Annotated in this window: 22 protein-coding genes; 19 read left to right on the plus strand and 3 right to left on the minus strand. The window is 44.5% G+C overall.

Annotated elements, in window-relative coordinates; translation table 11 throughout:
* Positions 1-3 precede the first annotated feature (3 nt).
* The 9 genes from EIM92_RS15495 to EIM92_RS15535 all read left to right on the plus strand — a co-directional run bounded on the left by EIM92_RS15495 (position 4) and on the right by EIM92_RS15535 (position 9,904).
* Complete coding sequence (locus EIM92_RS15495) at positions 4-1,818, plus strand: ATPase, T2SS/T4P/T4SS family (protein WP_246021001.1); 1,815 nt, start codon at positions 4-6, stop codon at positions 1,816-1,818.
* Complete coding sequence (locus EIM92_RS15500; RefSeq protein ID WP_125085221.1) at positions 1,808-3,874, plus strand: hypothetical protein; 2,067 nt, start codon at positions 1,808-1,810, stop codon at positions 3,872-3,874. Before EIM92_RS15495 ends, EIM92_RS15500 begins: the two co-directional genes overlap by 11 nt.
* A 19-nt stretch (positions 3,875-3,893) precedes the next feature.
* Positions 3,894-4,391, plus strand: coding sequence for an ABC transporter permease (locus tag EIM92_RS15505; RefSeq protein WP_125083411.1), 498 nt, complete (start codon positions 3,894-3,896; stop codon positions 4,389-4,391).
* 157 nt (positions 4,392-4,548) lie between these two features.
* The gene (locus tag EIM92_RS15510; protein WP_164515122.1) at positions 4,549-4,815 is read left to right on the plus strand and encodes a globin family protein; all 267 of its coding nucleotides are present in this window, start codon (positions 4,549-4,551) and stop codon (positions 4,813-4,815) included.
* Between the two features lie 11 nt (positions 4,816-4,826).
* Positions 4,827-5,378, plus strand: a complete 552-nt coding sequence (locus tag EIM92_RS15515) for a hypothetical protein (protein ID WP_125083413.1) — start codon at positions 4,827-4,829, stop codon at positions 5,376-5,378.
* A complete protein-coding gene (locus EIM92_RS15520; RefSeq protein WP_125083414.1) occupies positions 5,365-6,342 on the plus strand; it encodes a hypothetical protein in 978 nt (325 codons plus the stop codon). The genes EIM92_RS15515 and EIM92_RS15520 overlap by 14 nt, the downstream gene beginning before the upstream one ends.
* Positions 6,343-6,430: 88 nt before the next feature.
* On the plus strand, positions 6,431-7,978 hold the full coding sequence (locus EIM92_RS15525; protein WP_125083415.1) for an ABC-F family ATP-binding cassette domain-containing protein: 1,548 nt from the start codon (positions 6,431-6,433) through the stop codon (positions 7,976-7,978).
* Positions 7,979-8,011: 33 nt separating this feature from the next.
* Entirely contained in the window at positions 8,012-9,088 is a 1,077-nt protein-coding gene (locus EIM92_RS15530) for a MoeB/ThiF family adenylyltransferase (protein ID WP_246021003.1), read from the plus strand.
* A 138-nt stretch (positions 9,089-9,226) separates the two neighbouring features.
* Entirely contained in the window at positions 9,227-9,904 is a 678-nt protein-coding gene (locus tag EIM92_RS15535) for a winged helix-turn-helix transcriptional regulator (protein WP_125083416.1), read from the plus strand.
* A 118-nt stretch (positions 9,905-10,022) separates the two neighbouring features.
* Here EIM92_RS15535 and EIM92_RS15540 read toward each other — a convergent pair whose 3' ends face one another.
* The 3 genes from EIM92_RS15540 to EIM92_RS15550 form a co-directional block, all read right to left on the minus strand.
* Positions 10,023-10,544 (minus strand): C40 family peptidase, encoded by a 522-nt coding sequence (locus tag EIM92_RS15540; protein ID WP_125083417.1) that lies wholly within the window; start codon positions 10,542-10,544, stop codon positions 10,023-10,025.
* A 278-nt stretch (positions 10,545-10,822) separates the two neighbouring features.
* Positions 10,823-11,464, minus strand: coding sequence for a thiamine diphosphokinase (locus EIM92_RS15545; RefSeq protein WP_125083418.1), 642 nt, complete (start codon positions 11,462-11,464; stop codon positions 10,823-10,825).
* 275 nt (positions 11,465-11,739) lie between these two features.
* Positions 11,740-12,468, minus strand: coding sequence for an alpha/beta hydrolase (locus EIM92_RS15550; protein ID WP_125083419.1), 729 nt, complete (start codon positions 12,466-12,468; stop codon positions 11,740-11,742).
* Positions 12,469-12,724: 256 nt separating this feature from the next.
* Between EIM92_RS15550 and pdhA the strand changes: the two genes are divergently transcribed.
* From pdhA to thyA, 10 genes are all read left to right on the plus strand, one after another.
* Entirely contained in the window at positions 12,725-13,798 is a 1,074-nt protein-coding gene (gene pdhA, locus EIM92_RS15555) for a pyruvate dehydrogenase (acetyl-transferring) E1 component subunit alpha (protein ID WP_125083420.1), read from the plus strand.
* A 78-nt stretch (positions 13,799-13,876) separates the two neighbouring features.
* Positions 13,877-14,854, plus strand: coding sequence for an alpha-ketoacid dehydrogenase subunit beta (locus EIM92_RS15560; protein WP_125083421.1), 978 nt, complete (start codon positions 13,877-13,879; stop codon positions 14,852-14,854).
* Positions 14,855-14,880: 26 nt separating this feature from the next.
* Positions 14,881-16,182, plus strand: coding sequence for a dihydrolipoamide acetyltransferase family protein (locus EIM92_RS15565; protein WP_125083422.1), 1,302 nt, complete (start codon positions 14,881-14,883; stop codon positions 16,180-16,182).
* A 4-nt stretch (positions 16,183-16,186) separates the two neighbouring features.
* The gene (gene lpdA / locus EIM92_RS15570) at positions 16,187-17,605 is read left to right on the plus strand and encodes a dihydrolipoyl dehydrogenase (protein ID WP_125083423.1); all 1,419 of its coding nucleotides are present in this window, start codon (positions 16,187-16,189) and stop codon (positions 17,603-17,605) included.
* 467 nt (positions 17,606-18,072) lie between these two features.
* On the plus strand, positions 18,073-18,912 hold the full coding sequence (locus EIM92_RS15575; protein ID WP_125083424.1) for a hypothetical protein: 840 nt from the start codon (positions 18,073-18,075) through the stop codon (positions 18,910-18,912).
* 145 nt (positions 18,913-19,057) lie between these two features.
* The gene (locus EIM92_RS15580) at positions 19,058-19,975 is read left to right on the plus strand and encodes a Gfo/Idh/MocA family protein (RefSeq protein WP_342772864.1); all 918 of its coding nucleotides are present in this window, start codon (positions 19,058-19,060) and stop codon (positions 19,973-19,975) included.
* 187 nt (positions 19,976-20,162) lie between these two features.
* A complete protein-coding gene (locus EIM92_RS15585; RefSeq protein ID WP_125083425.1) occupies positions 20,163-20,630 on the plus strand; it encodes a VOC family protein in 468 nt (155 codons plus the stop codon).
* Positions 20,631-20,657: 27 nt separating this feature from the next.
* Positions 20,658-21,206, plus strand: a complete 549-nt coding sequence (locus EIM92_RS15590; RefSeq protein ID WP_125083426.1) for a nucleotidyltransferase family protein — start codon at positions 20,658-20,660, stop codon at positions 21,204-21,206.
* 82 nt (positions 21,207-21,288) lie between these two features.
* On the plus strand, positions 21,289-21,720 hold the full coding sequence (locus EIM92_RS15595) for an NUDIX hydrolase (RefSeq protein WP_125083427.1): 432 nt from the start codon (positions 21,289-21,291) through the stop codon (positions 21,718-21,720).
* A 148-nt stretch (positions 21,721-21,868) separates the two neighbouring features.
* Positions 21,869-22,663: a thymidylate synthase gene (thyA, locus tag EIM92_RS15600; protein WP_125083428.1), complete on the plus strand. Its 795-nt coding sequence runs from the start codon at positions 21,869-21,871 to the stop codon at positions 22,661-22,663.
* Positions 22,664-22,685 lie beyond the last annotated feature (22 nt).

Genomic DNA, 22,685 nt, shown 5'->3' on the forward strand with positions numbered 1-22,685 from the left:
ACCGTGAATCACTTCGCGAACCTGCTCGGTATCTTCGTCGTTCTGTTGCTAGGCATCTCATACATTTGGATTAAAGCTCGCACAACAGATAAGATGGCTCCATCTCCAGTGACAAACCTGCATGAGACAGCTTATTCAACAAATACACTGATGGAATATGTAAAGAAGCAGCTTCATGAATTGAGCCGGGCGCAGATCAACGATTGGGGACTAAGCGAGGAAGCCTGGAATCGAAAATTGAAGAGTAGAGCCGAATTGCGAAAAGCGCTTCGAGGATGTACATGGGGCGATCGAAATGATAAGCGTTATGTGAAGTCTTATATTAAGGATTTACTTCTTAAGGGCTGCGGTCTGAATGAGCGTACAATTCATCATTATATCCCTTTTCATCAACGCGAATTACTGACGTCGCAGGATCGCTTTGAAATTATATTATATTTATTCTCTCTTCGTTATGGAGATGAAGCATTATCGATGCTAATCGATACATATCGCTTGGATGTGCCTAAGCATTCAGACGATTTTGATCATGCTGCTTATTATGATATTACGAGCGAAGATATCGACGAAGTATTTTATTTGGAGTACCGGGAGCTTGACTTTTGCGAGAAACTGGACATTCTCGTGCAGCGCGTATATCAGAATTATAAGGGCTTCTCTGTAGTGGATGAAATTCGAGAGCAGCGGATAGATGGTTTTAGCGGAGGCGTCAACGGGATCACTTCCTCAGAAGATGACTGGTACCCTGTCAGTTTTGGCCAATCAGTGGACTGGTGGGCTGAAAATGCGGCGGAAGACGAGGATGGTTATGCGAAATCACGAGTCTGGGACAGCGTGTGGATTTTCTACAAGGGGAAGAGCATTCGCTTATCCTTTTTGACCTTTGGTAGTGAGACGGAGCTCAAGCGAGTTTGTCAGAATATCTATAAATACAATTTGCCTGGACAGTTATCGGAGGCCAATGGCTATAAGGTCAATGAAATGAAGGATGGCTCCAGAGTCGTAGTAGTTCGGCCACCCTTTGCTGAATCATGGGCTTTCTTCGTACGAAAATTTGATATGAGAAGCGCTGCACTGGAACAACTGATTGAAGGTGATAATGCGGAATTTCCTATAGCCTTGCTAAAATTTCTTATGAAAGGCAGTAGAATCACATCGATTACCGGTTCTCAGGGTTCAGGAAAAACAACACTGTTAATGGCTTTGGTCAAACATATTTATCCTTCTTATACATTGAGAGTTCAGGAAATGTCTTTTGAGCTGAACTTACGCAAATTATACAGTACGAGAAATATTTTGACGTTTCGAGAGACGGAGTATATATCGGGGCAGGCCGGACTGGATTTGCAGAAAAAAACGGACGGCACCGTCAATATCCTTGGTGAAGTAGCCAGTGATGATGTGGCTGCTTGGATGATTCAAATGGCTCAGGTGGCGAGCCTGTTCACCTTATTTACACATCATGCCAAAACGTTTCGCAATCTAATCGAATCGCTCCGAAACTCGCTGCTCAAGACAGGGATGTTCCGTGATGAGCATGTCGCGGAAATGCAAGTTGTCAGTGTGATCGATTTCGATATCCATTTGCGCAAGAGTATGACTGGTCAGAGATATATTGACAAAATCACGGAGTGTGACCGAAATGAACGGGGGTATCGTGAACGAGTAGTACTGGAGTATCGTAATGGGAAATATTGCTCCGTAGAGCCAATCTCTGAACGAATGAGAAGGGAAATGAGCCGAGAAATGACAGATGAAGACAACACGGCATTTAAGGATTTTCTCGGAAATTACTGGAGGGAAGAAATTGGAGCTTAATTCCGTATTAATATGGATTCTCTTCATTTGTCTGCTGTTATTCATCTGTTCATTGGCAGCCTCCAAAAGAATGTCGCGTGTTGAGCTGCTTCACGAAGGCGACAATCGGACGTTCAAATCTTACATTCAAAAGCTATTTACTGGATTGCTCATGCGATCGTATGCCTTTTTTATGAGGATAGCTCCCTTGCGATATTATGTGCTCAAAGTTCGCAGCAGATTATCCTTGCTGCATATGTACACTGAGTTTGAGCTTCGCAGGAAGACCATGCTGCTCGTTTATTCTTTCTTGTTTTCTTTTGGTTTAGCAATCACCGTGCTGACATGGATGAATCCAAATCTTCTATTTTTCCTAACTCTATTAATAACGGCGGCTGTAATGCAAGGGCTGTTCCTCGATGGATTCGTGAATCAAATCGAGCGAAAGCTATTGGAGCAAATGCTTGGTTTTTTTGCGTCGGTTCGGCATGCTTATCATCGCCACGGCATGATTAATGATGCCATTGATGAAGCTGCGGATGAGCTTGGCGAAGAAATTGCTGCTCATGCGTATCGCATGAATGAGGCGTTGACAGCTCCTAAGCCGGAGGAGGCGTTGGAAAGATATTATGAAACTGCGCCCAATCGATTTTTAAAAGCATTTGCTGGAATATCAAGTTTGGTGCTGGAATATGGGGATAAAGCGGCTAATCAGGGTTCGATTTACCTGCAAGCGATCGCCAGCTTAACACAGGAAATCCATTTGGATCTAATTCGTCGGAACAAATTAGATTACCTGTTAAAAGGTTTGCATGTCATCGCCCTTTCGCCATTATTTTTTACGAGGCCGATTGAAATGTGGGCAAGGCAGAACTTTCCCTTAATGGATCATTTTTATTTGAGCAAGGCCGGTATTGTCATCAAGATTATGATCTTTTTAATTATTCTAATCTCTTATATATTGCTTCAAAAATTAAAAAATGAAGAGGAGACATTATACCGGGCGGCCGAGCACAAAATTCCCTGGGAAGCTCGACTATACAAAATGCATTGGATAAGAGTCTTTGTTCAATGGTTTGTCCCACCATACTCATCACTTCCTTATTATCGGCTAACTCAGCTGTTTAAAGATAATAATTTAAAAATCAAAGTTGAATGGTTCCAACTCAGGAGGGTAGGCTTGTTTCTTATCAGTTTTTTGTCCGCGATCGTTCTATGTATCACCTTGCATAAAACGAGCCAGAGCAGAATACTGCGGGAACCGCCAGAAAGCACTGTCTTCTTCGGTGCAGTGTCAGGACAAGAAGAGGAAAGAGCCCAGAAAATCGTCGCTTTGGAAAAATTAGCAGTGAAGGAGCTTAACAACTCTTCGGATAGAAGTTACGAGGCTGCTCTCAGGTCGACAGAAGCGTCACTTCATGCTCATGATGAATCAGTGAGTGGCGAAGATTTGGCGGCCATGGCAGATCGGATTATGGATAAACTTGAGCGCTATAACCATGAGTATTTAAAGTGGTGGGAGGTTGCAATCGCATTCGCGGCTGGTTGTGTGGCTTATGAGATCCCGCTTTGGCTGTTATGGTTCCAAAGAAGATTGAGGATTGCAGACATGCGGCATGAAATCTATCAATATATGACGATGATAGGAATCTTTAAGGAACTGGAACGAATTTCGGTGGAGGAAATTTTGGAATGGTTGTATGTATATGCGGTTATTTTCAAAATTCCAATAGAAAAGTGCTTGTTGAATTACAGTCAAGGTGCTGAGGCCGCACTAAAAGAAATGAAAGCGGAGGTATCCTTGGAAGAATTCAGGCGGCTCGTTGATAAGCTGCTGTTAGCAGCAGAGAAGATCACCATTGCCAAGGCATTCGATGATTTACAGTATGAAATGTCGTTTCAATTTGAGCGTCGGCGCCTTGACTATGAAAAATCGCTGGATACCCGGGCAGGACTAGGACGATTAATCGGTTTCTCGCCCATGTATAGCTTAGTATTCGGATATTTGGTCATCCCTCTGATTTGGATGAGCTTCAAACAAATGGATATGTATTTCGAGCATATCCAAAAATTATAAAGGGTAGGGAGGAAATAAAATGAATAACGCTTCATCGGCTTTAAAGGTTGCTGCAGGTATTTTTCTGACGATTGCACTAATTACGATTGTGGTTATTTTGTTCGTATCAGCTCAGGAGGCGACAAAAACCGCACAAAACAATTTTTCTGATATTCAAACAGAGCTTTCACAGGCATCATTTACCGTTTACGACGATACGACCGTCAGTGGCTCGCAAGTGACGAATGCGCTTAGAAAATTCAAGGATCGGGAGCAATTCGGAATTCAGGTTAAAACCGGGAAGAACAAAAACGGTCAATGGTATGGAAATATGCTACGGGTAGGAGACAATGTCTCCATTGAAGACTATGGCGCTGTTGTGAGTGACAAGGTCGGGCATATTAATAATTCCTGGAATGAAATTTTGGATGAATATGTGAATCCGAGCGGCAAGTTTAAGGCTAAAGTAATCAGGGACAATTCTAACGTCGTAAGAGGTATTATTTTTACTCAGACGACGGTGCTGTCCATTCCTTAATGGCATGTATAACACTTTAAAAAGTATGGTGTGGCTCTTGTTCGCTTGCTTGCTTTGCATTAGCGCATTATGGGTTACATTTGATCAGACCAGGCTCGAACATCACGTGCTGAAGCAATTGATACCTTTTACTCAGGGACAGAAGGATAGTATTCATATGACAAACGGGATAGCTGTGCAGCACGAGCAATATACTGGAGCTGAGATCATGCATAGCATACGGGAGCTGGCTTTACATGCTGTCGTTGTTGAAATAGATGGTGTAAGGGCAGATTTGAGCGGAGTAAGCAGCGATGATTATTCTGTACAGGATGCTGCCGTGATTAGTGTGTCTAGCCGTTTGGAATTAACCGCGAGCTATAAAGTTCAAATTGAATATGACGATGTAGGGCGTACGAAAAAAATATCATTTTTTAAGAATTAAGGGGCTGTGGCATGTCAAACGCGCTATCAAAAATTACAGCTGCGATATTGGCTGTCGTCTTACTATATTTAGTGCCGGCTGTCCAGTCGGCTCAACGGGAAGAAGATTATCGGGCGCTTATGGCTTATAATACGTTGGTTCGGTTTACGGATGCGGTTAGAAATAAAGGCTACTTGTCGCGAGGGATGTACAATGATTTTGTAAATGAGCTTGCCACAGCAGGGGGAGAATACATGATTGATATGGAATACAGGCATAAGAAATACCACCCGGAGTACAGCGATCCTGCCGATTCCAGCACCTTCCTTGATCGGTTCAGTGTCCATTATGAAGCCTATTATAGCCAGGATATACTGTCAATTTTGTTTCCGGATGAACCAGCACTCGATAAAAAGGAAGAGCCCATGTATAGAATGGAGGCCGGGGATTACTTCACTGTAACCATTACTCATCTAAGCCGCACGCCGATCACGGTGCTTTATGATTTCTTGTATGGGGAGACGAGAACAAGCAGTTCAGAAGTTTTGAATTACGGGGGCATGGTGCTCAATGAAGATTATTGACTGGGCCATTATTTTCGTGCTGCTTGCAACGCCTGTTCTCTGGATACTTCAGCTTCATACCGGCGATGTGCGCGAGGGTCATCGGTTACAGGTACGTTATACCACTGCACTTCACGTGGCTGTGCAGGATGCTGCTAGTGCTCTGAATCTAAACGAGCTGCAGCAATATGAAACGGGATACGGTTCAGTAAAGTATATGAGAACGGATAAAGATCAAGCATTGTCCGCGTTCATTCAAACCCTATCGATTAATTTCGGAATTGTGGATGATTACCTAAGTCAGGGAACGATGATGGCCTACATTCCAGCGATAGTAATTATCGAATATGACGGGTACTCTGCCTATGCAGTGGATTTGAGCGCTGAGGGTAGTAATATGTCTAAATTTTCTCATCGTTGGAGACCTAAGAAGCCTTATGTATACATGGATGAGTACGGTAATAGCATCGCTTTTACACTTGATGATGCTATAACAGCATATGAGAGTTCCACGGGGCAGTGGTATAGAGGTAAGATGGACGAGCTGCAGCAGGAAACGAACATTCCCTTGCTTCAGGACGCTAGGACGTTTGATCAGGTGAGAAGATTTACGATTATTAACAGTATTCAAGACGATCTTGCCGGATACATGAATCGTCACAATGAACATGCTATGAGACTGGGCGTAAATTATACATTTACTTTGCCGACGCTTTCGCAAGAAGATTGGCTCAATACGTTGAATGATGTCGGTGTACTCGTATTTTTACAAGGTATACCTGTAGGTAGCAGCTATTATAACAATTATGCTTTTGGAGGTGGCCGCGTTGTCCAAAACCGGCCATTGATCGGAGGAGTAGATGACATAACAGGCTTGAAATATCAATATAGAGAAATGTGTACGCAGCGTTATCGTGGTGAACAAATTTTCGCTAATCGGCGAGATGCAGCAGCGAAAGGATATTATGAAATTGTCTGTCCTTGATGCTATAAATAAAACAGTTTCAGAGCTTCTCCTTCTTGTGCTAAAATAAGTTCTTGAATGTCATATAGAAGGAGCATTGGTTGCTAATATGAGTTTATTAACTGTAGAAAACGTCTCCCACAATTTTGGAGACCGGACTTTATTCAAAAATGTCTCGTTTCGTCTGTTAGCTGGGGAGCATGTGGGTTTGGTTGGAGCTAACGGTGTAGGTAAGTCAACTTTAATGAATATCTTGACCGGCCAGGTGCTGAAGGATGAAGGCAAGGTGGAGTGGACTCCGAAGATCCGATACGGGTATCTCGATCAGCATACCAAGTTGACTCCCGGCAAGACGGTTCGTGATATATTGAAAGATGCTTTTCTTCCGCTGTTGGAGCTGGAGAAGGAAATGATGGCGATTACCGAGAAGATGGCTGATGCCTCACCTGAAGAGCTTGAACTACTTTTAGAGCAAATGGGTGAAATCCAGGAGCAGTTGGATATCGGTGATTTCTATATGATCGATGTGAAGGTTGAAGAAATGGCGAATGGGCTTGGTTTGTCTGCGATCGGCCTCGATCGCGACGTGTCTACCCTAAGCGGTGGACAGCGTACGAAGGTGCTTCTGGCCAAGCTATTGCTGGAGAAGCCCAACGTATTGCTGCTGGATGAGCCTACGAACTACCTGGATGTGGAGCATATACAATGGTTAACTAACTACTTGCAGAACTATCCGTATGCTTTCATTCTCATTTCCCATGATACAGAATTCATGAATAAGGTGGTCAATGTTATATATCATCTGGAATTTGCCAAATTGACCCGTTATTCAGCCAATTATGAGAAGTTTCTGGAAATGGCGGATATCAGCAAGAACCAGCATATCGAAGCGTATGAGAAGCAGCAGGAATTCATCAAGAAGCAAGAGGATTTTATACAACGTAATAAAGCCAGGTACTCGACATCAGGCCGCGCGAAGAGCCGGGAGAAGCAGTTGGATCGCCTGGAGCGGATCGATAGGCCCGAAGAAGCTGCAAAGCCTGTCTTTGGTTTCAAGGAATCCCGCGCCAGTGGAAAAATCGTTTTCGAAGGAATCGATTTTGAAATCGGATATACACATGCGTTACTCCCGAAAATGTCGATGACGATCGAACGGGGGGAGAAAATTGCCATCGTTGGCTGCAATGGTGTTGGTAAATCAACGCTTCTAAAAACGATTCTCGGCAAAATACCCCCGATCAGCGGCAAAACGTATCAAGGAGATTTCCTCTTTCCAGCTTATTTCGAGCAGGAGGTTCGTGCAGGAAACGCTACGCCGATTGAGGATGTATGGAATGAATTTCCACATCTTAACCAGCATGAAGTACGAGCTCACCTGGCGCGCTGCGGCTTGAAGAATGATCATATCACTCGCCAGCTTAGAGCGCTGAGCGGAGGCGAGCAAGCCAAAGTCCGCCTTTGCAAGCTGATGATGAGAGAGACGAACTGGATTTTATTCGATGAGCCGACAAATCATTTGGATGTCGTCGCCAAAGAAGAATTGAAGCGCGCACTGAAGGAGTTCAAGGGTACGGTGCTGCTCGTATCTCACGAGCCGGACTTCTATGAAGATTGGGTTACAAAAGTATGGGACGTGGAGCAATGGTCCAATCAGTAAACGGATGCTCCCAGGAAAGGAGCTGATCTGAAGATGCCAGTCAATCAAACAGAAACCTCTATGTCGGCAATAGCGGGTACAAGGGATCGTACGGATCGATACTCACGGCAGGAGCGTTTTGCGATGATCGGCATAGAGGGGCAGCGCAAGCTGTCGACGAGCGCTGTTCTAATTGTAGGGGCGGGAGCGCTTGGAACGGGAATTGCCGAGACACTTGTACGTGCAGGCGTAGGTCGAATAGTTATTGCTGACCGGGATTACGTAGAATGGAGTAATTTGCAGAGGCAGCAATTGTTCGCTGAAGAGGATGCTGAGCACCGTATACCAAAAGCGATTGCGGCCCAAAAGCGGCTGCAAGCGATCAATAGCGAAGTGACGATTGAAGCGCATGTGATGGATGTAACTTATGCTGAAATCGATGCTTTGCTCCCAGGAATCCAGTTGATCTTGGATGCAACCGATAATTTTGATACGAGAATGGTCATGAATGACATCTCTCAAAAGAATGGAATTCCGTGGATATATGGTGCATGTGTCGGCAGCTATGGAATTACGTACACGATATTGCCGGGGGAGACGGCATGCTTGAACTGCTTGCTTGGCACGATCCCGTTAGGCGGGGATACCTGTGATACGGCAGGGATTATACCGCCAACAGTACAGACCGTGGTCGCTCATCAAACAACGGAGGCGCTGAAGCTGCTCACGGGACAAATTGAAAGTCTCCGGGGAACGCTTCTGACTTTTGATTTATGGAGAAATGAGCAGGCCTCACTCAAGATGAATGCGGCCAGAAAGTCAGACTGCCCATCTTGTGGTCCAAATGCGACTTATCCGTATTTATCACATTCAGGATCCCGAAAGACAGAGGTGCTGTGCGGCAGAGATACGGTACAAATTCGGCCAGCTCAACCTCGGAAGTGGGATTTGGAGGAAACGGCTAAAGCACTGGTTCGTTTGGGGGAAGGAACGGTAGAATTCAATCATTTTCTTCTGTCCTACACGATTGGAGAGCGTCGCCTAGTGTTATTTAAGGATGGAAGGGCATTAATCCACGGGACGAAGGATATTGTGGAAGCGAAAGTGCTCTACGACAAATACTTTGGCTAATAGGATTCGTAGATCCTAAATAATATGTAGCAAATCATAAACCATTTCCGGCTAATTAGGGAATGGTTTGTTTGCATTTTGACCATCTTAATAAGTATATTCGGGGTGGTCGATGCATAAAGGTGGGCGGCGATTATTATGGAAGTACACATTTTGTCGGCAGGAGGGGAATCCCAGGAGAGTAGCCGATTATACCGACAGCTGAAGGAAGCAGGATATGAGGTGATTTGGTTCCGTCATAAGGATGTTTCGAAGGAAGAACTGCTGAAACAGCAACCTGATATTATGCTGGTTGAACATGGATTTTCGGAAGTGGACACTCTGGGACTGCTTAGGGCGCATGAAGGTACATTACCGTTCCCGGTAATAGCCATTCTGCTGGAACGTAGCACTGATGAGCTGATTCATGCGTTTGCGGCTGGGGCGAGCGATGTCGTCGATGGCAGTGTGCCGTTCAAAGAGCTGACGATACGCATGGAGCATTTGGTTAGACTGTTTACGAGAATGAACGATGGACAGCCAAGTGAAATCTTCTTTGAAGATTTGCGGATTGAGACAAAGAGCCGTAAGGTGTTTCGCTCAGGTGAAATTATTAAGCTGACGCCGAAGGAATATGATTTGCTCGTGTATCTTGCGAGGCGTGCCAATACCGTATGCCATCGAGATGTCATTTTGCAGGAGGTTTGGGGATATGATTTTGCAACCGGGACGAATGTAGTGGACGTTTATGTCCGCCATTTACGCAAAAAGATCGACCGTGGTCGAGCGCGCAAAATTATTCATACGGTTCGGGGTACGGGCTATATGATGCATTGAGCTTCGAATTCGCTTACCTGTTCTCCAGCCAAAAGAAAACTCCGCTTTAAGGGACCGGCTAATTTTTATTAACCAGTCTGCTTAAAGAGGAGTTATCCATATTTACGTATATTTAATATTACAGTACGCGACGAGCTTTAACATAAGTTCTTTTCCATGTTCCTTTGTTCAAATCAGAGATCGTTACACCCGGCTTGCCATAAGTATGCAGAATTTTACCATTTCCAACATAGACAGCTACGTGAGTGATGTTTTTACCAGTAGAACGACTACCGCTAGAGAAGAATACAAGATCTCCTGCCTTCAAATTCTTTTTGGAAACGGCTTTACCCATTTTAGATTGGGCTGCGGATGTACGTGGAAGATTAACTCCATATTTTTTAAAGATATGTTTCATAAAAGAAGAGCAATCGAATACGCGTGTAGTAGACGTCGATGCACCGAATTTATAAGGTGTACCCATATATTTTTTTCCGAAGTTGACGACTTGAGTTCCTTTAGAAACAGCTACGCTTTCTGCAGATAGGGATGCTGAAGCTGCTTGTGCTGTACCCGCACCGCTAGCAAGCAAAGTACCAAATCCAAGTGCTGATACAATACCTACCGTCAATACTTTTTTGGATATAGTGTGCATTTTCATGTTGTTGTTGTACCTCCAAGTTTTTTTTGATCGGCTTGATTTGAAGTATAACAGGTTTGATACAAGTCATATTTTGGTAGAATTGCTGTGTTTGCCGTCTCCCAAGGCTTTAAAGCCGTTTATTAAAAAACAATTAAAGTTTACAAAATAGTAAGAATAATAGTATTCCATCAAGATAAAAAAGAAAAGAAACCTTGATGTATCAAGGTTCCTATAAGTTTTTCGCTCTTAAATTTATTAGTTACAATTTTGTCTTATGTTAATTTAATTTCTCTTTTTCAATCTCGACTTTGAATGATCAAAAGAAGGCCGCTCTCGATTCGAATTGTTCCTTCTTGTTCTACGAGCTGATTGCTTATACCTAAGGACTGACCCATACGAAGTGTTGCGTTTTCAAGTGGATATTTAAATCCTGTTAAGGAAATACCGGTTACTTCGGGCGTAAGAGGGAGTAAGGATACATAGGTGAAGCCGCGATCCTGGATGACGCTGGTGGAACCGGTAAGTGTAATATAGTTATGGGTGTCGCAAATGGCGCTTTGGATTTGGTGCTGCAGTCCCCGCAGCATAATTTGAATGTTAGCGAGTGTATGATCCAACCTTGTGCCTGTTACGCCCATCATGACGATTTCCGTAGCTTGATGATCTAATGCAATAACATAAGCTAATTCTGTGTCGGTTAAATCTTTATTTACGGGATCACAAGTGATGATCTCACCACTGGCACTTCTGACCTTGTCCAACTCATCCTGTGTAATTGAGTCGAAATCACCAACGGAAATATGAGGATCTATTCCGTGTTCTACAAGAAATAACGCACCCCGATCTGCACCGATAATTAGATCATTCGGACGAATTTCTTCTAAATAGACAGGACTCATATTACCGCCTGCAAAGATAAGCACTCGTTTTTCTGCCATCTCTCTACTTCCTTTCCTTTTGGAACCTACCCCGATTTCAGTATAAAGCAGTTTTCATGCTTGCACAATTTTGCCAATGGAGACTAAAATAAAATGAGGATGGAAGAGGATCAAACGGGTAGATGATCGAAGTAGGGGTCACATTTTGAAACCGCATTGCGCATTATATATGAAGTAAAAAGGGAAGCAATAACAAGCTTCCCCGTGCAGCTAAATTTGAAAGCGTAATCATGGCTGTGAAACAGCTTCTTTTATTAAGCTGTTTTCAACAGGCATTATTTCAGGAAATGAAGCAATGCGTCAGGCAGCTCGTTTTGCCAGAAGCCCCAAAGATGCTTGCCGTCCTTTTCTAGGTATTGAACCTTAGCGCCTCTTTCTTCAAGAAGAACCTTCGTTGTGCGGTTTAGCTCGACAAAGTTATATGTTCCCGTATCGGTTGTGTAGTGATCTTCCTGCAGGCCCACGATCATATATAAAGAAAGGAAGGATAGATCGGACTCCTCAGTTACCAGCTGTTGGCTTTTTTCGTAAAACGCACCGGACAAGCTGATGATTTTGGAAAACAGATCCGGGTTTTTCATTGCGATATGGAGCGATACGGTTCCGCCTAGAGAATCCCCAGCCAAAATTCGTTCCTCGGGTTCGCGGCGAATTGGATATTTGCTCTCTACGTAGGGAATAATTTCTTCTGTGAAGCAAGCGATATAGGCGTTAAAACGGTTGCCGAAAGGAGCGTATTCTTCCGTGCGAACCGAAGTGTCAACCTCTACGCCAACGATGATGAATGGATCTAACCCATCATCCAGAATGAGGCGGTTAGCATGCGTCGCAATTCGGCCGTAATTAAAAAACTCTTCTCCATCCTGACAATATACGACAGGATAACTGAGTATTTCATTATAGCCAGGAGGCAAATAAATGCGCAGAGAACGTTTTTCACCTAAGTGTTTGCTCTCGATTTCCTCCTTGATAATTGTACGTTTTAAGTAGCGCGAATCCGTCATATTACAAAACACTCCCGTCTTTACATTTTTGCTTTTGAATGATTGTTAAGATAAGATAGCCGTCAGTGTAGCTGTTTAGTCTCGTTTGGCCATAATCAGCCGACTGTTATAGTTATTACAATACCCTGTTATACATACAAAGATAACAAAAAAGTATAAATTATCGGAATATCTTTGACTTATGCAGTAGAACAGATATATAATAATTCTATAACAGCTGAATATGATAATCAAATTTTTTGTCGAGGTGAAGAAAATGAGCAAGAGCAAGATTCCTTACGAAGTTTATACAGAGGAAGTCGAAGCTTTGTCCGTGCTATCGCCGGACGGTGAAATCGTTAACAAAGATAAAGTTCCAAATTTAAGTGATGATCAATTGAAAGAATTAATGTACCGTATGGTATTTACCCGTACTTGGGATGAAAGAGCAATTAACCTCGGACGCCAAGGTCGTCTTGGTTTCTATGCTCCAGTATCCGGTCAAGAAGCAACAATGGTCGGAAGTGAATTTGCATTAGATAAGAATGATTTTATTTGCCCGGGCTACCGTGACATGCCGCAGCTTGTATGGCATGGACTTCCATTGTACCAAGCGTTTCTTTATTCCCGTGGCCATCAGCATGGCGGTCAAATTCCGGAAGGCGTTAATGTACTTATGCCACAAATCATCATTGGTGCTCAAGTATTGCACGCTATGGGTATCGCAATGGGTTATAAATTGAAGAAACAGCAGCAGGTCGCTATTACGTACACAGGTGATGGTGGTTCCTCCGAGGGTGATTTCTACGAAGCGCTGAACTTTGCTGGAGTTTATAAATTGCCGGTTATTTTCTTTGTGCAAAACAACGGCTATGCCATTACTACTCCGTTCTCCAAGCAAACGGCGGCGCTGTCGATCGCACATAAAGCTGTTGCAGCAGGTATTCGCGGCGTAAAAATCGACGGTATGGACGTGTTTGCTGTAATCAGCGCTGTACAGGAAGCAAGAGAGCGTGCTCTTAAAGGGGAAGGCGCAACATTGATTGAAGCTGTGACTTACCGTTTCCGTCCACACTCCTTGTCCGATGATACTTCTAAGTACCGTACGAAGGAAGAGGAAGGCGAGTGGAGCGAGAAGGATCCGATTGCCCGTCTTGCTAAATACTTGGAGAAAAAAGGTCTATGGACTGAAGAAGATACAGCTCGAGTTAAGGAAGAAGCAAAAGCAACTGTCAACGAGCAAATTAAGAAAGCAGAGCAAACTGAAAAAATGACCATTCCTGGTCTGATTGATAGCATGTTCGAAACTACACCAAAACATTTGGAAGAGCAAAAAGCAGATTTCCAATAATCGATGCACGACCTAAAGGAGCACGTCTGGATGCTTCGGCATAAAAAGTCTGATTGTTTATAGGAGGATATGAATCTAATGGCACAAATGAACTTAAAAGAAGCGATTCGTGATGCGATGCGCGTGGAATTAGAACGTGATCCTAGCGTTCTGATTTTCGGCGAAGACGTCGGTAATGTCGGTGGCGTATTCCGCGCTACAGAAGGCTTGCAAAAAGATTTCGGTGAAGAGCGCGTGTTCGACACGCCGCTTGCAGAATCTGCAATCGGCGGTATGGCGGTAGGCTTGGGGATTCAAGGATTCCGCCCGATCGCGGAAATCCAATTCGTAGGCTTTATTTTTGAAGCACTGGATCAAATCGTTGTTCAGGCAGCCCGCATGCGTTATCGTTCCGGAGGCCGCTACAATTCTCCGATCGTATTCCGTACACCGTTCGGCGGCGGGGTTAAAGCAGCTGAGCTTCATACGGACGCCCTGGAAGGTTTGATTGCGCAAACTCCGGGTATTAAATTAGTGGTTCCGTCTAACCCATACGATGCCAAAGGCTTGATGATTTCTGCGATCCGTGACAATGACCCTGTATTTTTTATGGAGCACTTGAACCTGTACCATGCTTATCGTGAAGAAGTGCCAGAAGGCGAATACACGGTTGAGATCGGTAAAGCAAAGGTTGTTCGTGAAGGTTCCGATGTAACGATCGTGTCCTATGGCCTCATGGTACACACTGCTGTTAAAGCGGCAGAAGAATTGGAGAAAAACGGTATTAAGGCAGAGGTTATTGACCTGCGTACGCTCGTTCCTCTCGACATTGATACTGTCATCGAATCGGTTAAGAAAACGAATCGTGCGATCATCGTTCAGGAAGCTCAGAAATCGGCGGGTATCGCTGCTGAGGTTATTGCTCAAATTAACGAGAAAGCGATTCTTCACTTGGAGGCGCCAGTACTTCGTGTAGCACCGCCGGATACCGTATATCCGTTTGCGCAAATTGAAGATCAATGGCTTCCGTCTCCGGCTACGATTATCGCAGGAGTGAACAAAGTACTCGAATTTTAATCTTATTGAATTAGGAGGTCTTCCAGGTGGCTAAATTTGAATATCGATTCCCTGAGCTTGGTGAGGGACTGCATGAAGGCGAAATTATAAAAATGCATATCAAAGTCGGCGATAAAGTAACTGACGACGATATTATTATGGAAGTACAAAATGATAAGGCGGTCGTTGAAGTGCCTTGTCCAGTAAATGGTACGGTACAAGAGGTATTCGGTACGGACGGCGCTGTGTTCCGCGTAGGGCAAGTCGTAGCGGTTATTGACGCTGAAGGCGATATTCCAGAGCAGGAAGCTGCGCCGGAAGAGCAAAGTGCACAAGAAGCTGATGCTGCGCAAGGTGGGGCCGACACGAAGGACTCTCCGGCTACCGAGAATCCAGCTGCAAGCCAGGGCAGCGCTGCACCAGCGGCACCTAATCGCGAAGTATTGGCTACCCCAAGTGTTCGCAAGTTTGCTCGCGAGAAGGGTGTAGACCTTAGCCAAGTGCAAGGCTCCGGCAAGGCAGGTAAAATTACCCGCGAGGATGTAGAGGCATTCCTGAGCGGTGGCGGAGCACCAGCATCTGCTCAAGAGACCGCGAAAGCTGAGGATACAGCACCTGCAGCAGCAGCTTCGGCAGTCAGCGTAAGTGCAGAAGAAGAACGCGTGCCGTTCAAAGGTATTCGTAAGGCGATCTCTAATGCAATGGTTAAATCTGCCTATACGGCACCTCACGTTACGATTATGGATGAAGTTGACGTGACTGAGCTTGTGGCGTTCCGTACGCGCATGAAGCCAATTGCAGAGAAGAAAGGTACGAAAGTGACTTATCTTCCATTCATCGTTAAAGCGCTCGTTGCAGCTGCTCGTCAGTTCCCTGCACTTAACGCTTCGATCGACGAAGAGAACAATGAGATTGTATACAAGAAGCATTATGATATCGGTATCGCAACCGATACGGACAACGGCTTGATTGTACCGGTTATTAAGGATGCTGATCGTAAGAGCATTTGGATGATTGCAGACGCGATTCGCGATTTGGCTACTCGCGGCCGTGAAGGCAAATTGGCTGCCAACGAAATGAGAGGCAGTACGATCTCTATTACAAACATCGGCTCTGCCGGCGGTATGTTCTTCACTCCTATCATTAATTACCCAGAGGTAGCCATCCTGGGAACTGGTCGGATTAGCGAGAAGCCGGTTGTGAAGAACGGTGAGGTCGTTGTAGCTCCGGTTATGGCTCTGTCCCTCAGCTTTGACCATCGTCTGATCGATGGGGCAACTGCTCAGTATTTCATGAACTATATCAAAGAGCTGCTCTCCAACCCTGAGCTGCTCGTAATGGAGGTATAACAACATGGTCGTAGGAGACGCTTCTCTTGATATTGATACACTGGTAGTCGGTGCAGGTCCCGGTGGTTATGTGGCAGCCATTCGCGCTGCCCAATTGGGGCAAAAAGTATTGATCGTTGATAAATCAGAGCTCGGCGGTGTGTGCTTGAACCGTGGGTGTATTCCATCTAAAGCATTGATTTCCGCTGCTCACCAATATGAGTCTGCCAAAAATGCGGACGCGTTCGGTATTTCTGTGGAAAATGTAAAGGTAGACTTCGCAAAAACCCAGGAATTCAAGAATAATGTTGTTAAAAAAATGACCCAAGGTGTTGGGGGCTTGCTGAAAGGCAATAAAGTCGAGGTTTTTAATGGTGAAGTGATGTTCATCAATGAGAATGAAGCTCGTGTGTTTAACGACTACGAAGCACCTCGCTACCGCTTCAAGCATTGCATCCTGGCAACGGGTTCCCGTCCGATCGAACTTAAACCGTTCCCGTTCGGAGGTCGCATTTTATCTTCGACAGAAGCATTGGAGTTGCAGGAAATTCCAGGCAGTCTCGTTGTGATCGGCGGTGGATATATCGGTGCGGAGCTTGGTCAAATGCTGTCCAAGTTCGGTACAAAAGTGACGATCATTGAAGGAATGGATACAGTTCTTCCAGGCTTTGACAAAGATATGACTCGTTTGGTAGCAAAAAGCATGGAGAAAACGGGTATTGAGATCGTAACGAACGCAAAAGCAGAAAGTGCTGTACAAACCGACAAGGATGTTACAGTTAAATATTCTGTAAACGGCGAAAGTAAGGAAATTACGGCAGACTATCTGCTGGTTACAGTAGGGCGTCGTCCTAACACGGACGGTGAACTAGGCCTTGACCTTGCAGGCGTTGAGTTAGATGATCGCGGACTTGTTAAAGTTGACCATCAAGGACGTAGTGTATCCAATCCGAAAGTCTTCGCGATTGGTGATATCGTCCCTGGTCTGGCGCTAGCTCACAAAGCTTCTTATGAAGGTAAAGTGGCGGCTGAAGCCATTGCTGGACTGCCATCCGTTGTCGACTATAAAGCTATTCCATCTGTTGTCTTTACAGATCCTGAGTGCTCCAGCGTCGGTTTGACCGAGAAGGATGCGAAGGAGAAGGGCATCAAAGTAAAATCGGGTAAATTCCCGTTCGCTGCCAATGGACGCGCGACATCTTTGAACCAGCCTGACGGATTCATGAAACTGGTTGCTAATGCTGAGAACAATCTTGTTATTGGCGCGCAAATTGTAGGTATCGAAGCATCCAACCTCATTACTGAAATCGCGTTAGCGATTGAAATGGGGGCAACGCTTGAGGATATCTCCTTGACAATCCATGCTCACCCAACGTTGGGCGAAATCGCGATGGAAGCGGCAGAGGTTGTTGAGGGTAAACCAATCCACATTATTTCTCGTTAATTTTTACGTGTTATGACGTAACTCCTAAGAGTTACACAAACTCCTAAGCATATTTGAGGACTGTTCTTAAAGGGATAACCTTTGGGCAGTCCTTTTTTTTCATTTAACGTCCATTTTTATGTAAATAAATTTAAAAGCCTTGGAATTCGAAAAGCGAAGTAGTAGCAGAAAAGTTAGAGGAAGATCAGCTCAACCAGTAAAAGGTATTGTAATTCTATAAATGTGTAAAATCAGTAATTTTGATAAAAGTGATATAAAATAAGTATAAATAATTATTACTTGCTGATTTATACTACTTTTATTTTAATAGATCTTTAGTTCTAGTTTTATGTACAACTTATATATTTTATAAAAGAATTACAAAAAATATACCAAGGGCTATTTAAATAATGGTAAGATGTAACTATAGTTTTTAGTACTTATTTTGGACTAATGAAATCGCTTGCGAAGAAAGGGAGAACGGTTGTATGCAAAAAAAGAATAAGGCCAGATCCCTAGCTATCGCAGTATTGTTGATCATAGGCATTACGATAACTCCTCCGGTAGAAGCGAATCATCCGCTGGTCGTATCATTGAATGGACAGCAACTAAAGTCCCGTTTTGAAGTGAATAACGGCCAAGTTTATGCTCCGCTTTTTTCTCTAGCAGCTGAGCTAGATTATAAAGTGAACTGGGATAGACAGGGCGCTAAAATAAATATCGTCACTGATGATGTAAATCTCCTGCGGAGAGCATCAGGTACTAAGATCACGGAGCAGCAGGTGGCAGACTGGATCGTCGAGCAAGGTGAAGCAGACCGGTATTATTTGGAGGGTTTGTCGATTGAACTGCTTGACCTGGATCGCGATGGGGAATCGGAAATTGTAGCGATGATTGACGGTGGCGTACATTTAGGGAATTATTTTATTTTTGACAGAGACTCCAACGGGGATTACCAATTAATTTTTGAACGCAATTGGAAGGTCGATTCCTTAAAGTTACGCGAACCAATTGAAGTAGGGGATAAGCTGATTTATGAGACGGTTGAACGCACCGGCGGAACTGGACTTTCTGTTGAAATTGTCCACCTTTGGTATATCGAGCAAGGACAGGTAGTTGAAGTTTGGAAAGGAACGGTAAAGGAAATGAATGCAGTGTTCCCGGGATCCTATTCATTAACAGTAGCTGGATACCGTATCCAAGATGGCCTGCTGTATTACTGGAGGACGTTTAGCCCACTTGAGGACGATGCTGAGACCGTACAGGGGACCTCTGAAACCACATTGACTATCTATACATTTGACGGCGCTTCTTTTATAGAAAGGTAATGTCATTGTTTTGAAGACAATTTATAGACCACCTGCTGCAGGGAGATCAATAAAAACTGAATTTATTTGTAAAATAGGAAGAAATCGTTTTTTAAATTCATACTATGGTACAGCGGCGCACCCATTCAAGTAAGTAGAAGGAGTGGTGATTGAGCTGAAGTGCTCCCTTCAAATTGGCATGATCGGTCTAGATACATCGCATGTCAGTATATTTGCCAAGCTGCTGCATCGCGATGAAGCTGAGCCCTCATCGAGGCTATTCGGGGCGACGGTCGGATACGCTTATCCCGGAGGTTCCTCGCGAATGGAATTAAGCTATAGCCGAGTAGATCGATATCGTAATGAGCTCGTTAGTCAGTATGGCGTGCAAATGCTCGATAGTATCGAGGCTGTAGCAGAGGCATCGGATGCGATTATGATCGAATCGGTTGATGGCAGCACCCATTTGGAACAATTCAGAATTGTGGCTCCCTACGGCAAACCTGTATTTATAGATAAGCCTTTTACAACAAGTTTGGAAGATGCTTATGAAATTCTCGCTTTGGCTGAGCGAAATAAAGTAACGATAATGAGTTCTTCTTCACTTCGCTATGCAGAAGCATTGACGAATGCTGTGCAGCTAGAAGAGCTTGGCGAAATCATCGGGGCGGATGTCCGCGGTCCGATGCCCTTCGTGCAAGGGCAGGCGGATTATTTTTGGTATGGCGTTCATTCGGTGGAAATGCTATTTGCAATTATGGGGCAAGGGTGTCGGAAGGTTCATACGATCTGCAGCGGTGATCATGAGGTGATTATAGGTTGTTGGTCAGATGGCCGAATTGGAACTGTGCGCGGGAGAAGGCAGGGAGGCGGCTTTGGGGCAGTCATTCACAGGCACCGTGGAAGTGACTATGTCGACATCCAAACCGGAAGCAAGCCTTATTATGAGAGTTTGCTAGAGCAGGTCATCGATTTTTTTCGCACAGGCCATTCTCCCGTATCGCTTAAGGAAACCCTTGAGATTATTGGTTTTTTGGAAGCCGCTAACCGGAGCAGAGAGACGGGGATAGCCAGTTCATTATAACTTATAATTCATGCTGATAGTTGTGTAGCACCGGAAGGTGCTTTTTTATTCGTTTTTTATATGTTTATTTTTCGCAAAATATGCTGGAACGAATTGTTAAACCGATTTAATTTCATGGCTATCTGGATTACAATAGGATGTACTAATCTGTAATATGTTATCGACCGACTGATCGAGGAGGGATAGGATGATTCAAGGGCTATATGAAGCGCATTTACCTGTGAAGAATTTAGAGGTCTCAATGATGTTCTATAGTAAATTGGGCTTGAAGCTGGCGTGGCATGATGAAGACACGGCTTTTTACTGGATTGAGGAAGGCCGGAGCTGGCTAGGGCTGTGGCAAGGGCAGGAGCATGCAACCCCATATCATCCATCATTACGGCATATCGCTTTTCGAGTTGATTATGAACAGCTGAAGGGGGCTTTGGCCTGGCTCGCATCTATTCAGGTAGAGGCTGTTCCGTTCGGCTCCAGAACGTCGATCGAGCCTTTTGTTCGTCCCCATCAAGGAAATGCTTCAGTTTATTTTGATGATCCGGATGGGAATAGCCTGGAGCTGATATGTCATGTGGTGGTTCCCGAGGAGTTAAGGCATATTAACGATAAGCTGTCTTTCGATGAATGGGAGGAGCTGGCTCGTTCATACTCAAAATAGATGTATTGTACTTGAGGTGTGATAAGCTTGTACGAAGAGCAATTAAAACAGTTGATCGTCGAGTGTGAGCCGTTGTTAAGTGATTTACGTGCCGTGCGGCGGCTAGAATTGCCTCAATGTTACATTGCGGCTGGTTATATTCGAAGTTACGTGTGGGATGTGCTGCATGGATATGGACATCGATTCCGGCATGATGATATAGATGTCGTCTACTTTGATCAGCACTATTGCAGTGAGGAGAGAGATGAGGAGCTGCAACGGCAGCTCATTGATCAGACAGGAAATAAACAGTGGTCGGTCAAAAATCAGGCGCGGATGCATTTGAGAAACGGAGCAATGCCATATACATCGACGTTCGATGCTATGAGCCGATGGCCTGAAACGGCAACGGCCATCGGAGCTCGGCTAACGGCCTGCGAGAAGCTGGAGCTCTGTACGCCGCATGGATTGGATGATTTGTTTGGCATGGTGGTGCGTCGCAGCCCTTTTTTTGCTGATCAGCATTATTATTTGGAACGGGTTCGCAGAAAGAACTGGTTAGTAGATTGGCCATTGTTGACTTGGATCAAAGAGTAAACTGTTTACTTCGTTAATATCGGGAGATTGGCTGCGATAAATAAGATGGACATTATAGGTTATTGAGAGGAAGAATGTGATTATGAGAAGGGTTGATGTAGTATATACATTGCTGGTTAACGAAGAGGGAACAAAGATCTTGATGGTCAAGAATAGCGGCAGGAATTCGTGGACGCTCCCAGGGGGAACGGTAGAGCCGAATGAAACGTTGGAGATGGCGGCAGTCCGGGAAGCCAAGGAGGAAACCGGGCTCGATGTGCAAATTAAAGGTGTTGTCGCTGTCAATGAAGGGAAGTTTACGGAACTTAAGCAGCACGTCGTGTTCATTACTTTTCGTGGTGTCATAGCGGGCGGTCGAATGGAAATTGCCAGGCCTGATGAAATTCTCGCGGTGGATTGGATCGATGTGGAACGGGCCGATGAGCTAATGCCTTTTTATAAAGAAAAGCTTAGGGATATTGTGAGTAGAGATGCAGAAGTTTCTTATTATGATGAGGGGATTATGGCGAAGTAGATAGGAGCGGTGTATTCAAGGATAGTGAACCAAGTTGCAATAAAGGATTTGATAATTTATGGGATTCTTATTTTCCGAGCCAATTTAACTCAAACTTTGCTATAATAACTAAGAATATGACTAAAGACTACAGTTCGGGGTGCGATAAATGAGAGCTTATTTAGATTTATTACAGGATGTGCTGGAGCATGGGACAGTTAAAGAGGACCGCACGGGAACGGGGACGCTGTCCGTATTTGGACGTCAGCTGCGGTTTGATTTAAGCGAGGGATTCCCGCTTGTCACAACGAAACGAATTCATTTAAAATCGGTAATTCATGAGCTGCTCTGGTTCCTCAAAGGGGACACCAATATTGCTTATCTTAAAGAAAATAACGTTCGCATTTGGGATGAATGGGCGGATGAGAACGGTGATCTCGGCCCGGTCTACGGCTCCCAATGGCGATCCTGGGAAGCCCCGGATGGCAGGAAGATCGACCAAATCGCTAATGTAATCGAGGCGATCAAGAATAATCCCGATTCGCGGCGCCATCTTGTCAGCGCTTGGAATGTGGCTGAAGTGGATCAAATGAAACTGCCACCATGCCATTTTGTGTTTCAATTTTATGTAGCGGATGGGAAATTGTCTTGTATGCTGACCATGCGCTCGGTAGATACTTTTCTGGGACTTCCGTTCAACATTGCGAGTTATGCCCTTTTGACACATATGGTGGCTCAGCAGTGCGGATTGGAAGTAGGAGAGTTTATTTGGTCCGGCGGAGATGTTCACATTTATAGCAATCATTTGGAGCAGGTGAAGACGCAGCTGGCACGGGAGCCATATGAACTGCCTAAGCTAGTCATTAAACGTAAGCCGGATTCAATATTTGATTATGTCTATGAGGATTTCGAATTTGTCGGTTATGAGCATCACCCAACGATTAAGGCAACGGTTGCTGTATAAATTCGTGGTTTAGCAGTTTAGC

Origin of the sequence: Paenibacillus lentus (assembly GCF_003931855.1) — a bacterium.
GTDB lineage: Bacteria > Bacillota > Bacilli > Paenibacillales > Paenibacillaceae > Fontibacillus > Fontibacillus lentus.

Bases quoted from the DNA above. Each gene is read 5' to 3' on its own strand.
- EIM92_RS15510 (WP_164515122.1), top strand. From the start codon at position 4,549: ATGACAAACGGGATAGCTGTGCAGCACGAGCAATATACTGGAGCTGAG.
- EIM92_RS15525 (WP_125083415.1), top strand. From the start codon at position 6,431: ATGAGTTTATTAACTGTAGAAAACGTCTCCCACAATTTTGGAGACCGG.
- EIM92_RS15515 (WP_125083413.1), top strand. From the start codon at position 4,827: ATGTCAAACGCGCTATCAAAAATTACAGCTGCGATATTGGCTGTCGTC.
- EIM92_RS15540 (WP_125083417.1), bottom strand. From the start codon at position 10,544: ATGAAAATGCACACTATATCCAAAAAAGTATTGACGGTAGGTATTGTA.
- EIM92_RS15595 (WP_125083427.1), top strand. From the start codon at position 21,289: ATGAGAAGGGTTGATGTAGTATATACATTGCTGGTTAACGAAGAGGGA.
- EIM92_RS15585 (WP_125083425.1), top strand. From the start codon at position 20,163: ATGATTCAAGGGCTATATGAAGCGCATTTACCTGTGAAGAATTTAGAG.
- EIM92_RS15550 (WP_125083419.1), bottom strand. From the start codon at position 12,468: ATGACGGATTCGCGCTACTTAAAACGTACAATTATCAAGGAGGAAATC.
- EIM92_RS15560 (WP_125083421.1), top strand. From the start codon at position 13,877: ATGGCACAAATGAACTTAAAAGAAGCGATTCGTGATGCGATGCGCGTG.
- EIM92_RS15505 (WP_125083411.1), top strand. From the start codon at position 3,894: ATGAATAACGCTTCATCGGCTTTAAAGGTTGCTGCAGGTATTTTTCTG.
- pdhA (WP_125083420.1), top strand. From the start codon at position 12,725: ATGAGCAAGAGCAAGATTCCTTACGAAGTTTATACAGAGGAAGTCGAA.
- EIM92_RS15545 (WP_125083418.1), bottom strand. From the start codon at position 11,464: ATGGCAGAAAAACGAGTGCTTATCTTTGCAGGCGGTAATATGAGTCCT.
- EIM92_RS15535 (WP_125083416.1), top strand. From the start codon at position 9,227: ATGGAAGTACACATTTTGTCGGCAGGAGGGGAATCCCAGGAGAGTAGC.
- EIM92_RS15575 (WP_125083424.1), top strand. From the start codon at position 18,073: ATGCAAAAAAAGAATAAGGCCAGATCCCTAGCTATCGCAGTATTGTTG.
- thyA (WP_125083428.1), top strand. From the start codon at position 21,869: ATGAGAGCTTATTTAGATTTATTACAGGATGTGCTGGAGCATGGGACA.
- EIM92_RS15520 (WP_125083414.1), top strand. From the start codon at position 5,365: ATGAAGATTATTGACTGGGCCATTATTTTCGTGCTGCTTGCAACGCCT.
- lpdA (WP_125083423.1), top strand. From the start codon at position 16,187: ATGGTCGTAGGAGACGCTTCTCTTGATATTGATACACTGGTAGTCGGT.
- EIM92_RS15530 (WP_246021003.1), top strand. From the start codon at position 8,012: ATGCCAGTCAATCAAACAGAAACCTCTATGTCGGCAATAGCGGGTACA.